The following is a 15,370-nucleotide window of genomic DNA, read 5'->3' as shown; positions in this document are numbered from 1 at the left end:
ATAGCGTTCAAAAACCGCTCACCGCTCACTTTTCAAACTCTTTTTGTTTATTTGTTATTCAACGGTTGTAACTATAGAGAAAAAATTCATATAATTTCACAAAGGAAATTACACAGTGTAAATTTTACAAAATGAAAACTAAAAAAAGCTTGAGCAGACAGTCTCATTTTTTAGGGACAAAAATACGTAACCTTCGTAAACGTAACGGTTTAACACTGGAAGATCTCTCTGCGCGCTGTGTAAAATTAGAACCAGAATACGCGCCTTCAGTTTCTTACCTCTCGATGATTGAACGCGGAAAAAGAGTGCCTAGTGAAGAAATGCTGGTCGTCATCGCGAAGGTTTTTCAAAAAAGTAGCCAATGGTTTTTAGATGACGCACCTGAGGCAAATGATATTACCCCAGATAAAGGCAATCGAGGGGGGATAAAGGGGATGGCGCTCGAACCTAGCTTCCTGTTTTCAAATGAAATATTACAAATTGCTATTCCAGAAATGCTCTCTCAAACGGGCACATCAGGTCGACAGTTTGCACACCTGCTAATCCGCGCCCACCAAGAACACCATCAAAATCATTTTCCCGATTTAGAACGTGCAGCCGAAGAGGTTGGCTTAAAAAAAATGCCGCTTTACGTCGATGATTTAATGGAGATAAGTAAATCAAGAGGGCTAAAAATAAACTGGTTTACTCGTTTGCCTGAAGCAGAAAATGTCACCGATGCCAGCAACAAAGTGGTGACCTCCTACTTCCAACCCCCGCGTACTGTTTATTTGAATAAGATTTTAAAAAATAACATTACTCGCCTTAAATATGAGTTAGCAGTACATATTGGTCATAACGTTTTACACAATAGCGATGGTGAAAAGAGCATCATGGTCGCTGGCGACCAAACCCAATACGATATTCAAAAAGAACAACCGCCTTCCTCTAGCCAACTCGATGCACAAGATATTTTGCATGCTTGGCGTGATTTTGAATGTAGTTTTTTTGCTACCGCACTGCTTTGTCCGAAAGTCCCCTTTCGCCAACTACTTGACCGTGAGGGCTACGAGATAACAGTTTGTAAAAAAATAGAGGTCTCAGAGGCGGTGGTGATGCGACGTATGACCGCGGTATCGGCTTATCCTCATTGGCACTATTTTGATGCTTACGCACAGGGAAAATTAAAAGCGGTGTATCGTGGTAACGGTATCCCACTCCCCTGGGGAAATATGCGTGTTGTACGTGACCCTTGTCAGCACTGGTCAGTATTTCGTATGTTAAATCAAGCATCACAAGGAACGGCAGCGCAGTTTTCTATTTTAAATGAAAATGGCATCGCAAAAATATATTGCTGCGAATCAGTAAAAGTAAAGGATTTAAATAGTATCAGTCACGTATTGTGTACGGGTATTGAATTAAATCCTGCAATTTCAGCCCAGGGGCATGACGCCACTGCGTTAGTCAACGAGTTACAAAAACTCTGCGTTGAAAATGGGGGTACCAGTAAAATACCACCCAAAATTAAAAAAGTGCTCAATAGTGTGGCACGCATCCTCAATATCAATTGGATAAGTCGCGGCATCGAGCAGGAAGCACAACTAATTTGTGCTCGTGGTGCAGTTTGTCCAAGAATCCCAAGTTGTTATAGCAATCAATAAGGAAGAAGCATGATTACGTTAGGTGAGTATATTATTGAAAAACAGAACGATTTTCCGGAGGCAAGCGGTGAATTAAGCAGTTTACTAGGTGCTATTCGATTAGCAGCGAAAGTGGTCAATCGCGAAATAAATAAAGCGGGCATCGCTGATATTATTGGCACCACGGGTGTTGAAAATGTGCAAGGTGAAGTGCAACAGAAGATGGATCTGTACGCTAATGATAAATTTAAAACTGCATTAGAAGCACGTGGTGAAGTCTGTGGTATTGCATCGGAAGAGGAAGATGAATTTATCGCTTTCGATGATAAGCGTGGTTGTAACAGTAAATATGTTGTATTGATGGATCCATTAGATGGCTCTTCAAATATTGATGTTAACGTTTCTGTGGGCACCATTTTTTCAATCTACAAACGTATTAGTCCACTCGGTGCACCGGTTATTTTAGATGATTTTTTACAACCAGGTGACCAACAGGTAGCCGCAGGTTATGTTATTTATGGCTCATCGACGATGTTAGTTTATACAACGGGGAATGGGGTACATGGCTTTACCTGTGATCCCTCTTTAGGTGTATTCTATCTTTCTCACGAAAATATGACCATTCCTGAAGATGGCCAGATCTATTCGGTCAATGAAGGTAACTATCTGAAGTTTCCATTAGGTGTAAAAAAATATCTAAAATACTGTCAAGAGATAGATAGTGCGACCAATCGCCCTTATACCTCACGTTACATTGGCTCATTAGTCTCTGATTTCCATCGTAACTTATTAAAAGGTGGCATCTATATGTACCCCTCTACCGCTTCTGCCCCGAAAGGAAAATTACGTTTGCTGTATGAATGTAATCCGATGGCCTTTTTAATGGAGCAAGCAGGCGGAAAAGCATCAGATGGAGAGAAACGTATTATGGAAATAGTGCCAACTGAATTACATCAACGTGTCCCCTTCTTCTGTGGCAGCAACAACATGGTTGACGATGTACAATTGATGATGAAAAAACACACTGAGGTATAGTTGCCACATCGATTAAATGCCACTATTTAGTGGCATTTCTAAACGATTAGCAATACAAGACCGACCTATTTGTCCTACAATTAAAATGGTGACACTACTCTCAAATATCGTTCAAACAATTTTACAAAAGACAAAAACTCATTCCTGTCATTATTAAAGTACATTGAATTTATATTTTCAAGCCATAAAAATCATTAAAACGCTAGATCTCAAGCAAGTTAAACCTTACACTACAAAGGCGTACACACCTACGCACTAACTATCACTGTTAGATCATAAAAAATATCAAAAATAACTTTATGATCGCAATAGCAAGCCCCCACCAGAAATAGATGTTCTGATTATGCATCATGCATAATTTACTCTACAATAAAAATAAATCATTTGTATTACAATAACATATATGAGATTTGGAGAGAAAATGATCACACTAGGCGAGTTTATTATAGATAAACAGCAAGATTTTCCTGAAGCAAGTGGTGAATTAACACTGCTATTAAGTGCAATACAATTGGCGACAAAAGTTGTCAACCGTGAAATCAATAAAGCGGGCTTAGCAGATATCACTGGTAGTACCGGTGTAGAAAACGTTCAGGGTGAAGTTCAACAAAAGATGGACTTATACGCAAACGATAAATTCAAAGCTGCATTAGAAGCACGAGGTGAAGTCTGTGGTATCGCTTCAGAAGAGGAAGATGAATTTATCTCTTTCAACACGGAGCGAGGCTGTAACAGTAAATACGTTGTTTTAATGGATCCATTAGACGGCTCTTCAAATATTGATGTGAACGTATCAGTGGGGACTATATTTTCAATCTACAAGCGTAAAAGCCCAATCGGCACGCCTGTTGTATTAGAAGATTTTTTACAACCAGGTATTGAACAAGTTGCTGCAGGTTATGTGATTTATGGTTCATCAACTATGCTAGTTTATTCAACGGGTAATGGTGTACATGGCTTTACATGTGATCCCTCTCTTGGTGTTTTTTATCTTTCACATCAAAATATGCAAACACCTAAAGAGGGTAAAACTTACTCGATTAACGAAGGTAATTACCTTAAATTCCCTCAAGGTGTGAAAAAATACCTTAAATACTGCCAAGAGATTGATGAGTCAACACAGCGCCCATACACCTCTCGTTACATTGGTTCACTAGTGTCTGATTTTCACCGTAACCTATTAACAGGTGGGATTTACATCTACCCGTCTACGGCGTCAGCACCTGAGGGTAAACTACGCTTGTTGTATGAATGTAACCCGATTGCATTCTTAATGGAACAAGCAGGTGGTAAAGCGAGTGATGGGTTCCAGCGTATTCTAGAGATTCAACCTACTGAACTGCATCAGCGCATTCCTTTCTTCTGTGGAAGCAGTAACATGGTTGATACTGCAGAAGCGATGATGGAAGAGCATCAAGAAACATCTCTTAAAGCAAGTTAATCGTATTAGTTAAGTGAATATGGGGTAGTTCTCCAGAAACAAAAATGCCACACAAGTGTGGCATTTTTTATGTTTCGCTTTTACAGGTTAGATATGTAAAAAACGCTTTATTTTCTTGGTAGGTGTTTTAATAAAAGGTTCTGTTTGTTCAAATACAGATGCTATTTTTGAAAAGCTAGCAAGCTGACTATTTGCTTCATTTTTAATCTCTTCCAAAATCGTTAATATTTCCGTATGTAATGCTGAGTCACTGCTCTTTTGAATGTTATGTGTCTCATCAAAAAGGTCATAATCGATATGGATTTTAGCCACTACCCTACCGTCTAACTCATAAACTAACGAATCAGAAACAAGCACATTCTGATTTAAAACAGACTCAATTGATTCTGGGTAGATATTTTCACCACTTGCACCGATGATCACATTTTTACTACGTCCATTAATACTTAATACGCCGTTTTCATCCATACAACCGAGATCACCGGTATTAAACCAACCATCAGCATCTAACACTTCTTCAGTACGTGCTGTATCTTTATAATATCCCATCATCACATTTGGACCACGTACATGTAACTCTGCATCATGGCTCTCTTGCCCGTATTTAACAAAGCGATGCTCCATGCCTTCTACAATGACACCTGTAGTACCCATTTTCGTATTACCAGGAATCGCACCTGCAATAAGTGGTGCTGTTTCTGTTAGTCCATAACCGACTGCGTAAGGAAAGTTGGCTTCTTGTAAGAACTGCTCAACGAAAGGAGATAACTTTGCACCACCGATGCCAAAAAATCGCACTTCGCCACCAAAGCTTTCATGTAATTTTTTACCCGCAATTTTATTTAGTTTCTTACGTACAAAAGCAACATTATTATAAAGGTACTTGATAACGGCATTTTTATTGAAGCTTGCTTGCACCTTAGATTTATAAATCTTCTCAATGACCAAAGGGACACTTAAGATACAGGTTGGTTTTACCGTTGCCATTGCCTTTAAAATAATCTTTGGAGCGGGTGTTCTATTGATGTAATAAACAGAAGCACCATTAGAGAATGGCACTAAGAACCCTACTGAACATTCGAGTGTATGTGCAAGCGGCAAAATAGATAAAAAACGATCTTTTTCAGTGATGACGATTAAACCTTTTGCTTGTTTCATCTGAAAAACAAGGTTTCTATGCGATAACATCACCCCTTTTGACTGACCTGTTGTACCCGAAGTATAAATAATAACGGCAAGGTCATCTTCAGAAATAATGACATCGTTTACTTCTTTTTGTTGCTCAGGTTTTGTCAGTTTTGCTTTAAGCTGTGCAAATCGCTCACTACCTTTGGTCAATAACTCAGATTTTTTCGTATAGTCGTCTAATTGTGTAAATGTCTCTAATGAAATAACAAATTGCAGTGATGATGTAAAATCATCCTCTGAAATCTTATTAATCATCTTTTTAGAAACAAAGATCACTTTCGCTTCCGAGTGTTTCACAATGTGATGTATTTCATTACTGTGAAAATCAGGCAAAATAGGTACAGCGACTGCGCCCATACTGGTAATAGCCAAATAGGCGATTCCCCAGTGAGGCATATTTTCACTGCATATTGCGACTTTGTCCCCTTGCTCAATGCCAAGGGAAATCAATAACTCCTGTAACGTCTCCATTTTCTCTTTGGCTTGCGCGTAAGTGATCTCATCGCCATCCACATTGGCCACTAACGTGCATTCAGAAAATGCCGAAAAAGAGTGAGTTGTAATGTCTAATAATGTTTTTAAATTGCTATTTGATGGCATATTTACCTACTAATAAAAAAGATAAGTTAGATTTATACGGGCCAGCCGCCCAGAGCTTTAAATTTATTTACCATGTAAAAAAACAGCTCAGCGGTTACCTCGGTATCATACAATGCAGAGTGTGCTTCGTTATTATCATAGGCTATATTTGCTTGTTCACATGCTTTTGCTAATACAGTCTGCCCTAAAATAAGTCCTGCCATAGTGGCGGTATCGAATGTTGCAAAGGGATGAAACGGTACTCGTTTCAAGTTACAACGCTCTGTTGCTTTATTGATGAAGCCTTGGTCAAAGGCGGCATTATGAGCAACGATGATTGAGCGATTACAATCGTTTAATTTTTGATGTTTACGTACTAATTTAAAAATATCCGTTAATGCATCACGTTCATCGACAGCACCACGTAATGGGTTAAAGGGGTCGATTCCAGTAAACTCTAACGCTTTAGGGTCTAGATTTGCACCTTCAAAAGGCTGCACATGAAAATGAATTTTATCAGCACAATATAGATAACCTTGCTCATCCATTGCAGGAAATATTGCTGCAATCTCTAGTATTGCATCGGTCTGTGCAGTTAAACCAGACGTCTCAATATCAATAATAACCGGGTAAAAACCACGGAAGCGTTTGGCTAATAAATGTTCCATAAAATACTCATAATCAAAAATGAGGAAGGATTATGCCATAAAGTGCACTATTTTTACTAAAGAATGCGTGCACACTGCCGATAGTTTATCTATATAGCCTGATTGATGAGATGAATTATGAAAATACTGTTACTGGCGGCGCTACTTTTGTCTATAAATTGTACTTATGCTGCCAATAAAAATTACAATGCAAACCTCGAGAACTCATTATGGTATATCTCTAGCTCGACACCTATTCAATGTACCCTTGAACACCCGATCCCGCGTTACGGTCAAGCACACTTTGAAGCAAGAGCCAGTAAAAATATCAACTTAGACTTTATTCTGCACAGCAAAAGAGCATTACCAGAGACCCGTTTGGTGACGTTAAAGTCTGTGCCACCTCAATGGCACCCGGGCGCTGCAGCGCAGACTATTGGCCAAGTTAAATTTTATCAGCAGTTTGACGGTTATGTGACACGACAAAAAGCATGGCAAATGCTCAGCGAACTTGAAGACGGAAAAATCCCAACCTTCTATTTCCATGATTGGTACAACAAAGATCAAATAACCAGTGTAGGCCTCTCTTCGGTTAACTTTATGAAGAGTTATGATGATTTTAATAACTGCATTGATCAACTGCTTCCTTATAACTTTGACGATATTGCCTACAGCATCCTTAAATATAATAAAAATGGCGTGCAATTAACCTCTTTTTCCAAAAAACGCTTAAAGATGATTGGCGATTACATCAAACATGATGAAGCGATCAATGTAGTGCTAGTTTCTGGTTACTCTGATAGTTATGGGGCCAAACATCATAATTTACAACTCTCAGAGAAACGAGCAACGTCGGTGAAAGAATACCTCGCTAAAATTGGTCTTGATAATGAGCAAATTCAAGTGGCGGGTTATGGTGAAAAACATCATGTTGCCGATAACAGCACGGTACTTGGGCGCATGCAAAACCGCCGCGTGGTGATATCGATCGAAAGAGAGGATATTTAATCCCGAATAACGACATAACAATCGCGCAATCAATCAGCGCGATTGTTCGGGTATGATCATGGATATGAACAAGATTAAGTATTTATTCGCATTTTATCTCCCCGCCTCCTCGATTAAAACACTGCTATAAAGTACCAATCCAATGCTGTGCAAAACAAACTACTTCATTATATTTTTTTGCTAAATAACAGCCCTAAGCATGCCTATACTTTAAAATAACACTCTAAATTAGTAGGTTGATATGCCTTTAAATAAGCCTCCAATACACTTTGATTTATTAGATTTTTTTACACAAGATAATCCCTTATTGCAATTTACCTTTGATACCTTACCTGTGCCTATATTTTGTAAAGATATTAATGGCATTTATCTAGACTGTAATCGTACTTTTGAAGAATTTATAAAAATATCGAGACAACAACTAATCGGTCACAGTGTTTATGAGTTGTTTGATAAAGAGTTAGCCGATGCATATCAACATGCCGATCAACAGCTTTTCGATAACCCAGGTGTACAAATTTATGAGAAGCAGATCCGTACCAATTTGGGGGACACTGTTTTTGTTAAATTTCACAAAACCAGTTTTTGTGATGAAAAGGGCAATGTAGCGGGGTTAATCGGGGTTATTTTTGACATCACTGAACAAAAAGAGCTCGAACAAAAATTAATTAAAAATGCAACCTTTGATACCTTAACGGGTTTCTATAATCGTCGTCACGGGACAGAGTTCGCGATGGATAAAATGACCTTAGCGATCAAGAAAGAGATACAATTTGCTATTGTTATGATTGATATCGACCATTTTAAACGTGTAAATGATCAGCATGGCCATAGTGCGGGTGATACTGCATTACAACATTTAAGCGCTGTTATTGAGCAATTAATACAACCAGAGGAAGCGGTTGTACGTTGGGGTGGCGAAGAGTTTTTAATATTAATTAGTGCCCCCATAAAGCAGAGAAACTTTAGAAGGAAAGTCATAGAAAGGACAAACTATTTACGTGAAAGCATTTTCTCAAAGCCACTTTGTCTTGAACAAAACACCTTAACATTAACCGTCAGTTGTGGAGTGAGCTGTTATACAGAGCAATCATTACGGGAACTGATTAATGAGGCTGATGCGTTTTTATATCAAGCTAAGCATCAGGGGCGTAATCAAGTTTGTGGATAGTGTAAATAACAGCGCCTCCTAAATAATAGTTAACGCCTTTAACATGATTTACAGAGCACTATTTATAATAAATATAAGGTTCAATGCCCCGACGTAATGGGTTATTTTTTCATTTTACTCATTAGATCAGCAAAAGGGTTATAAGTGGCACTTGCTTGCAGATCATCCCCCGCTTCTACACTACTTCCGTATAAATCTGCCTGAGTGTATTTATCATGCTCATGATCATGACAATAGATACATAATAGTTCCCAGTTACTGCCATCAGCAGGGTTATTACTATGATCATGGTCCATATGATGCACTGTGAGCTCTTTTAAGTTTGAATACACAAATTCACGTGCACATTTGCCACATACCCAAGGAAATAACTTAAGCGCTTTATCACGATAATCATTCTCTACACTTTTATAATTACTAGGAATATAAGCCATTGGTTCTCTTCTCTTTAAATAATAACGATAATAGTCCGTAGTTTAGCGTTATCCATGCAGTGCGTAAAATAGATTTAAAAACGAAATCCATGCGCACCTAACATCGCGCCTAGAATTGTGATCAAACTGACCGACAACAATACTATATGCATAATATGTAAACGTTTAAATGTTTTTTTACTGTCGATTAATGCTTGCTTTCGAAACCATGCATGTAAAAACCAAGGTTCAAAAACAAATAGCACCAATGTAAAAGCAAACCAGACCAACACCATTAAGTGCATCCACCAAAATTCAGGCTGTAAAAATCGCCCCCAAATCCCCATCACCTCAATCATATAGATACCGGTAATAAAAGTGAGTATGGTGGTAAAACGTGCCTGAATCGCAAACTTCCCTTCCAGTTTTTCAAACAAAGCAAGTCTATTATTAATATCAGGAATCTGTTTTAGCGAAGGGATTAAAATCAGGGTGACAAAGGCAACACCACCAATCCATAAAACAATGGCAAAAATATGCAATGCGCGGGCAAGAGTAAAGCTGGTGAAAGGTTCCATCATATTTCCAATTTAACGGTCAGTAAATTTTATCCTACCATTTTGCTCAACTATTATTCTATGATCTTATTACTGATAATAGGATTATTCTTGTATACTGGAACTTATTTTTATAAGTTCAATTTTTAAGTAGGTCTTTATGGTTCTTTTTTCGCAAGAAATATACACATTAATTTCATCAGCACTCTCTGATCTTGAAGCATCACAAGCTTCTGGTCGCTCTCCTAAAAATTCATTAAGTGAAGCACATTTTTTAGGCGCTTGGGTAACAACAGCAATGAAGCAAAAACGTTTTGATACTATTACAGTACCAACGCTTAAAGCTTGGCAGAGTAAGGCACGTAGCCTAGGGAAAAATGCTGGTTTAAAGGATCAATTTAGCTACTTACAGGAATGTTACAACCAAGTCCTAGATGAAAATAAAAAAGTACAAGCTGTTAACTATTCACAGATAGAGACGCTAGTTAAACAACTTGAAGCTGAACAGTGGATGGTCAATACCGACCTTGTTGTTGGTAATAAACTAAATCGTCATAGCGGTGGCGCTGCTTCATTAATTATTTGTGAACAAGAGATGCTCACTCACTTTGACGAGCAAGGAATATTGATAAAACCAATTTCGTTGTATCTCCGTGGTGACCTACAAATTTTGGTTAAAATTGCATTTGCACAAAACCTACTGTTGCACAAGATCACAGACTATAAATCCAAAGTTAAGTATCATGGTGAATTCATTATCTACCCGAATAATGATGGCGATAAACTACCTGAATTTCCGATCCACGCCGTCATAGAGGAATAGCCATAAGGTGCCAACAATGGAACAAAGTTCGATTTTATCTGAGCAAGAGTTACAGATGTTGGCATCAGCTTCACACCAGCAACAATACAATACGCTCAGAATTTATAGCTACAACCGTAAAATTAAACTTGATGATAACCCGCTATACTTTTCCTACTCAATTGAACAACTCATTTTCATGCTTAAAATTAGCCCTCGTGGTGGCGCACTAATTCTCCCAGCGAGCATTGAGCTTGATTCAAAAACAGATCGCGATACCTTAATTAACCTATTAACTCATCGTACTGATATTCGCGTATTTTGGTTAGGCCCGTTACCGAGTATGGATACCAACTTACCTATTTTTGTTCATTGTGCAGATGAGCAAGAGCTGTATGAAAACATCTCGATTTGGAAAAAAGATATCAAATTGCAATTTACCAAATGGATAGCAGAATATCCTGTTGCGTTTATAACTGAAGATGGCAAACACAAAAAACTACATCAGGCTAATTTGAAGTCAATGGGACTTGCAAATATTTGCTATTTCAATAATAGCGCTGCACTTACAGAAATTAACAAACAGAAATTATTAATTATCGACCTTGAAGCTGTGGGTATCCAGCTTCTCGATATTTTAAAAGGGCTAAGTAATAGTGAAAAGTTTCCTATCATCATCATTTACGGGGATCTTGCGCGAAATGTATGCCATTCAACCTACACACTAGTAGAAACAAAAGGCTTTCCCGTATTAGCAAGCCTTCCTGAAATACCAGATAAAAAGAAATGGGAAAAACTTTTTTCAACACTTTTTTCAAGAGTTTATTTAAAACATTGGGTGGATGAAGAAAACATAGAAGTTGGCGCCCATAAAATATACAACCTTGATAATGATTCAGTGACTAGCCACTTTTGCCCCTATGGGATGACTAAAAGCCAGATTGCAGCATTACCAAAATCCCCCTCTATTCGCCATATTATCAGTGCCAAAAGTATCAAAGACTGGTATCCAGAAGGGTTACAACGCAGTATTCGTGAACCCCTTGCCGTTGAGTTGCATTGTAACCCGTATAATTTAGATATCTGTATTGAATACCCCGAGAACGTCTTACCTAACTCTCTGTTTTTTTCAACCTTAGTGATGGCACGCCTGGCACAATCAAAAGTATATTGGCTACTACAAAATGAAAACAACCTATTAAGTGATTTTCTTAAAAGCTTACCAATATCGGATATCATTTTATCTGAATCATTAAGCCTCAAGCTATTAACCGATGCACCGGATGCGCTGCTTGAATTTATCCAGCATGCACAGCTGCAACAGATTAATATTATTGCTAGCTTAACGCCTTCAACACGTACTAGGGAAGGCTTAGCATTGTATGGTATTGAATCTGTTCTTAGTATGTAAGGCAGTGTTGATTTGTCGGGATTAACTCTTTTTGAATAAGCTTTAAGAGGAACAGTTCACGCTCGACTGACATCCCTTTTTTATCGCTTTCAGCAATAATTTTTTCATTATGCTTTATCGCTTCAATAATGGGTAACCACACTACTTTCATTCCATTTTTGATTTCATAATCTTCTAAATTAGTTTCTCCAAGCTGCGCATCAATCTCACAACTAAAACAGTAAGATTTCATTTTCATGATATCGAAATCATCTTTATACCAAGGGCGTAGCTCCTCATATAATCCAAAGGGCTTAATATTATGGATATTTTTAGCACCTGTCTCTTCTAAAAGTTCTCGTTTAAAGCCTTCAATAATATCTTCACCTGTGTCTACACCGCCACCCGGCAAGGTGTAGTCATCGTAACGGGCAGTGTATAAAAGTAGAATTTTATCCTGCTTTAATACAATGGCACGTGTCGCGATACGTTCAAAGCTCGTCTGCTTAAGAGACTCAATATCGGGATGCACCGTTGATTTTAATAAACGCATGGGGAGTTAGCCTTTAGTCAATAGTATAAAAAAGGGGCGATTATAGTATTAACTGTTGATAGGCGCTAATGATTTGATCAACTTCAGTGTTTGGATTTTTGGCCATACGTTGGTAGTGTGCGAGTGTTTGCTGCAAGTAATTTTGATGATCACTATTTTCAAAATCCCACATTTTATTACCTACTAGCGATATTTGCGCTGCATTCACATGAGGCTCGCTATTGTTAATATGCAACACTTCATAATAACGCTTATTTTCAGCAACAATAAATTCATCGATAAGAGCGCATTGATGGTTGGCAAGAAATGCCCTTAATTGATAGTTATGGTGAACGGGTGACAGAACAAACTCAATATTCATTGTTGCGGATAACGGCAGTAATTTACTCAAAAAGTCTATCAATAATTGCCCGCCGACACCGGCAATGATTATTAAGTGCTTCTGCGTTGGGTAATCAAGTAAAGGCAATTGTGCAACATCCAAGCAATGCACTTGCCACTGTTTATCACCACGATAGAAACGTTTGAGCTTGCTCTCTATCTGCTCCAGCAATTGCGGCACAATATCCACAAAATGCTGCGTTTCTGCTTTGCCTTTCTCAAGTAACTGAAATCCTAATAATCCATGATCGCAGCAACAATCCCATATATGGTCATACTCATCATTTACGATCGATTCAATGGCAGTTAAGCGCTTCCCTAACTTCACTTTACTGAACTCTTCCATTACAACGACTCACTGCGCATCGATAAAGCAATCCGTTTTCGCTGTAGATCAACTTCTAATACCTTCACTGAGACTATCTGTCCAGCTTTCACGATTTGAGTCGGATCAGAGACAAACTTATCGGCTAAATGGGAGATGTGTACTAAGCCATCTTGGTGTACGCCAATATCGACAAAAGCACCAAAGTTAGTCACATTAGAGATAACGCCCTGCAACGTTAATCCCACCTCTAAATCAGTTATTTTATTAATTCCTTTAGCATAACTAACCGTTTTAAACTCGGGACGAGGGTCACGATTAGGCTTTCTTAGTTCCTGCTTTATTCCATCAATGGTTAATAAACCAAACTGCGTATCCACCAGCGCTTTATTATCTACCTCTTCTAATAAGTTAGTTTGATTGAGTAAGCTCGCGACCGCTACGTTTAACTGTTTAGCCATTTTATTAACCAGATAATAGCTCTCAGGGTGTACCGCGGTATTATCAAGAGGGTTAGCAGCTTCAGTGATACGCAAGAATCCCGCACTTTGCTCAAAAGCTTTATTACCTAGACGTGCGACTTTTTTTAGCTCATTGCGTGAATGAAATAGACCGTTTTGATCGCGATGTGCAATAATATTTTCTGCAATGCGACTGTTTAACCCCGCTACAAAACTCAGTAGTGGTGCAGAAGCGCTATTAAGATCTACCCCAACCGCATTAACACAGTCTTCAACCACTGCCTGTAAACGCTGGCTTAATTGAGTTTGATTAACATCATGCTGATAAAGCCCAACACCAATCGCTTTCGCATCGATTTTCACTAACTCAGCAAGCGGATCTTGTAAACGTCTGGCGATGGAAACGGCACCTCGAATAGAAACGTCTAATTCAGGCAGTTCATGACTAGCAAGCTCAGACGCAGAGTAGACCGAAGCCCCTGCTTCACTGACAATCAATTGTTTCAAATCGAACCCACTGTTTTCAATACACTCACTGATAAACTGTTCACTCTCACGCGATGCGGTACCGTTACCAATAGCAACAAGGTCAACACGATGCTGCTTTAATAATGAGATAACCTGCTGCTTTGCACTATCCCACTGTTTCTGTGGTGCATGCGGGTAGATGGTTGCACTACAAAGGTATTTACCCGTTGCATCAATAACAGCTATTTTACAGCCACTCCGAAAGCCTGGATCAAAACCTAAAACCACTTTACGCCCAGCAGGTGCACTCATTAACAGATCTTTAAGATTGGTGGCAAACAGTTGGATAGCCTCATCATAGGCTTTCTCTTTCAACGCACTGCTTATCTGCGTTTCAAGCATCGTTAGTAATTTAGATTTCCACGCTTTTTTAATCACCTCAGCGCGCCAGTTCGAAGTGCTTACCCCTTTTAATGAGAACCCCAAATGAGAAGCGATGATAACTTCACAATAAGAGGTTTTAATACTTTTATCTTGGTGCGGATCAGCTTCAAATTTCACACGTAAAAAACCTTCACTTTTACCACGGAGAATCGCCAGCAATCGATGTGGTAAAATACGTTTTACTGGCTCACTATAATCAAAGTAATCTTTAAACTTCAGTGCTTCTTGCTCTTTGCCTTTAACCACTGAAACCTTAATATTTGCATTATTGATGAGCTGATTTTTCAGCTTACTCAATAATGGGATATCAACCGCCAAGCGTTCAATAATAATCTGCATCGCACCCGCGACAACTTCATCACTACTACTAAAAGCATGACAGATATAAGCTTTGCTCAAACGAATTTTATCGGATTCTGGTTGAAACCATAGTTTATCAGCAAAGGGTTCCAGCCCGGCTTGAATCGCAAGCTGCGCTTTATTAATGCGTTTACTTTTAAAAGGCAGATATAACTGCTCTAGTTCCGTTTTACTGACACTCTGGTTTAGTTGCTGAGCTAGTTGAGCACAGAGTTTCCCTGATTCAGTTAATGCTTTGAGAATGGCGCTGCGTCGCGTTTCTAATTCCCGTAGGTAAGATAAACGCGTTTCTAATGCTCGTAGTTGAGTATCATCAAGCCCTTTGGTCATCTCTTTACGGTAACGCGCAATAAATGGCACCGTATTGCCCTCATCATAAAGTGAGATAAAAGTATTAACTTGCTGCTCAGAAATAGTGAGTTCATTTGCAAGTTGCTTATTTAATTCTTTATTTAATGCTGGCTTATTCATATTTTTATTCTTATCATCACTTTATTTTTATTTATTGAATAGATAAATCACCGAAAG

The 15,370-nt window shown here is 38.6% G+C and carries 14 protein-coding genes; 7 read left to right on the top strand and 7 right to left on the bottom strand.

All coding sequences use genetic code 11. From position 1 onward, the window contains the following. Positions 1 to 131: 131 nt before the first annotated feature. The 3 genes from QQK09_RS11450 to fbp (QQK09_RS11440) all read left to right on the top strand — a co-directional run bounded on the left by QQK09_RS11450 (position 132) and on the right by fbp (QQK09_RS11440) (position 4,095). The gene (locus tag QQK09_RS11450; protein ID WP_284204278.1) at positions 132 to 1,640 is read left to right on the top strand and encodes a DUF3612 domain-containing protein; all 1,509 of its coding nucleotides are present in this window, start codon (positions 132 to 134) and stop codon (positions 1,638 to 1,640) included. Positions 1,641 to 1,649: 9 nt separating this feature from the next. Beyond that, positions 1,650 to 2,654: a class 1 fructose-bisphosphatase gene (gene fbp, locus QQK09_RS11445; RefSeq protein WP_284204277.1), complete on the top strand. Its 1,005-nt coding sequence runs from the start codon at positions 1,650 to 1,652 to the stop codon at positions 2,652 to 2,654. Positions 2,655 to 3,075: 421 nt separating this feature from the next. Next, the gene (gene fbp / locus QQK09_RS11440; RefSeq protein ID WP_284204276.1) at positions 3,076 to 4,095 is read left to right on the top strand and encodes a class 1 fructose-bisphosphatase; all 1,020 of its coding nucleotides are present in this window, start codon (positions 3,076 to 3,078) and stop codon (positions 4,093 to 4,095) included. 87 nt (positions 4,096 to 4,182) lie between these two features. Here fbp (QQK09_RS11440) and QQK09_RS11435 read toward each other — a convergent pair whose 3' ends face one another. Continuing rightward, positions 4,183 to 5,883, bottom strand: coding sequence for an AMP-binding protein (locus QQK09_RS11435; protein ID WP_284204275.1), 1,701 nt, complete (start codon positions 5,881 to 5,883; stop codon positions 4,183 to 4,185). Between the two features lie 32 nt (positions 5,884 to 5,915). Beyond that, a complete protein-coding gene (gene rnt / locus QQK09_RS11430; RefSeq protein ID WP_284204274.1) occupies positions 5,916 to 6,530 on the bottom strand; it encodes a ribonuclease T in 615 nt (204 codons plus the stop codon). A 117-nt stretch (positions 6,531 to 6,647) separates the two neighbouring features. Here rnt and QQK09_RS11425 point away from each other — a divergent pair, with 117 nt between their 5' ends. Beyond that, complete coding sequence (locus QQK09_RS11425; RefSeq protein ID WP_284204273.1) at positions 6,648 to 7,517, top strand: flagellar protein MotY; 870 nt, start codon at positions 6,648 to 6,650, stop codon at positions 7,515 to 7,517. Positions 7,518 to 7,758: 241 nt separating this feature from the next. After that, on the top strand, positions 7,759 to 8,688 hold the full coding sequence (locus tag QQK09_RS11420; RefSeq protein ID WP_284204272.1) for a GGDEF domain-containing protein: 930 nt from the start codon (positions 7,759 to 7,761) through the stop codon (positions 8,686 to 8,688). A 101-nt stretch (positions 8,689 to 8,789) separates the two neighbouring features. On the opposite strand, the gene QQK09_RS11415 is transcribed toward QQK09_RS11420, so the two are convergent. Next, on the bottom strand, positions 8,790 to 9,122 hold the full coding sequence (locus QQK09_RS11415) for a YajD family HNH nuclease (RefSeq protein ID WP_284204271.1): 333 nt from the start codon (positions 9,120 to 9,122) through the stop codon (positions 8,790 to 8,792). 74 nt (positions 9,123 to 9,196) lie between these two features. Then, complete coding sequence (locus tag QQK09_RS11410; protein ID WP_284204270.1) at positions 9,197 to 9,679, bottom strand: hypothetical protein; 483 nt, start codon at positions 9,677 to 9,679, stop codon at positions 9,197 to 9,199. A gap of 139 nt (positions 9,680 to 9,818) precedes the next feature. Here QQK09_RS11410 and QQK09_RS11405 point away from each other — a divergent pair, with 139 nt between their 5' ends. Both QQK09_RS11405 and QQK09_RS11400 read left to right on the top strand, forming a co-directional pair. Further along, a complete protein-coding gene (locus QQK09_RS11405) occupies positions 9,819 to 10,481 on the top strand; it encodes a DUF2913 family protein (RefSeq protein ID WP_284204269.1) in 663 nt (220 codons plus the stop codon). A gap of 16 nt (positions 10,482 to 10,497) precedes the next feature. Next, positions 10,498 to 11,871 (top strand): hypothetical protein, encoded by a 1,374-nt coding sequence (locus tag QQK09_RS11400; protein WP_284204268.1) that lies wholly within the window; start codon positions 10,498 to 10,500, stop codon positions 11,869 to 11,871. On the opposite strand, the gene QQK09_RS11395 is transcribed toward QQK09_RS11400, so the two are convergent. Genes QQK09_RS11395 through QQK09_RS11385 form a run of 3 tightly spaced genes read right to left on the bottom strand, consistent with a single transcriptional unit; the run spans position 11,861 to position 15,313 of the window. Then, the gene (locus QQK09_RS11395) at positions 11,861 to 12,403 is read right to left on the bottom strand and encodes an NUDIX hydrolase (RefSeq protein WP_284204267.1); all 543 of its coding nucleotides are present in this window, start codon (positions 12,401 to 12,403) and stop codon (positions 11,861 to 11,863) included. The two genes, QQK09_RS11400 and QQK09_RS11395, sit on opposite strands and share 11 nt — an antisense overlap. Before the next feature lie 40 nt (positions 12,404 to 12,443). Further along, the gene (locus QQK09_RS11390; protein WP_284204266.1) at positions 12,444 to 13,130 is read right to left on the bottom strand and encodes a tRNA (adenine(22)-N(1))-methyltransferase; all 687 of its coding nucleotides are present in this window, start codon (positions 13,128 to 13,130) and stop codon (positions 12,444 to 12,446) included. After that, positions 13,130 to 15,313 (bottom strand): Tex family protein, encoded by a 2,184-nt coding sequence (locus QQK09_RS11385; protein WP_284204265.1) that lies wholly within the window; start codon positions 15,311 to 15,313, stop codon positions 13,130 to 13,132. The genes QQK09_RS11390 and QQK09_RS11385 overlap by 1 nt, the downstream gene beginning before the upstream one ends. Positions 15,314 to 15,370: the final 57 nt, after the last annotated feature.

The organism is Psychromonas marina, assembly GCF_030161115.1.
Taxonomy (GTDB): domain Bacteria; phylum Pseudomonadota; class Gammaproteobacteria; order Enterobacterales; family Psychromonadaceae; genus Psychromonas; species Psychromonas marina.
This window is presented reverse-complemented; position numbering and strand designations above follow the sequence as displayed.

What these genes read in the sequence shown, in the direction of transcription:
- QQK09_RS11400 (WP_284204268.1), top strand. Translation starts at nt 10,498, where the DNA reads ATGGAACAAAGTTCGATTTTATCTGAGCAAGAGTTACAGATGTTGGCA.
- QQK09_RS11435 (WP_284204275.1), bottom strand. Translation starts at nt 5,883, where the DNA reads ATGCCATCAAATAGCAATTTAAAAACATTATTAGACATTACAACTCAC.
- QQK09_RS11410 (WP_284204270.1), bottom strand. Translation starts at nt 9,679, where the DNA reads ATGGAACCTTTCACCAGCTTTACTCTTGCCCGCGCATTGCATATTTTT.
- QQK09_RS11405 (WP_284204269.1), top strand. Translation starts at nt 9,819, where the DNA reads ATGGTTCTTTTTTCGCAAGAAATATACACATTAATTTCATCAGCACTC.
- QQK09_RS11395 (WP_284204267.1), bottom strand. Translation starts at nt 12,403, where the DNA reads ATGCGTTTATTAAAATCAACGGTGCATCCCGATATTGAGTCTCTTAAG.
- QQK09_RS11415 (WP_284204271.1), bottom strand. Translation starts at nt 9,122, where the DNA reads ATGGCTTATATTCCTAGTAATTATAAAAGTGTAGAGAATGATTATCGT.
- rnt (WP_284204274.1), bottom strand. Translation starts at nt 6,530, where the DNA reads ATGGAACATTTATTAGCCAAACGCTTCCGTGGTTTTTACCCGGTTATT.
- QQK09_RS11390 (WP_284204266.1), bottom strand. Translation starts at nt 13,130, where the DNA reads ATGGAAGAGTTCAGTAAAGTGAAGTTAGGGAAGCGCTTAACTGCCATT.
- fbp (WP_284204277.1), top strand. Translation starts at nt 1,650, where the DNA reads ATGATTACGTTAGGTGAGTATATTATTGAAAAACAGAACGATTTTCCG.
- fbp (WP_284204276.1), top strand. Translation starts at nt 3,076, where the DNA reads ATGATCACACTAGGCGAGTTTATTATAGATAAACAGCAAGATTTTCCT.
- QQK09_RS11450 (WP_284204278.1), top strand. Translation starts at nt 132, where the DNA reads ATGAAAACTAAAAAAAGCTTGAGCAGACAGTCTCATTTTTTAGGGACA.
- QQK09_RS11425 (WP_284204273.1), top strand. Translation starts at nt 6,648, where the DNA reads ATGAAAATACTGTTACTGGCGGCGCTACTTTTGTCTATAAATTGTACT.
- QQK09_RS11420 (WP_284204272.1), top strand. Translation starts at nt 7,759, where the DNA reads ATGCCTTTAAATAAGCCTCCAATACACTTTGATTTATTAGATTTTTTT.
- QQK09_RS11385 (WP_284204265.1), bottom strand. Translation starts at nt 15,313, where the DNA reads ATGAATAAGCCAGCATTAAATAAAGAATTAAATAAGCAACTTGCAAAT.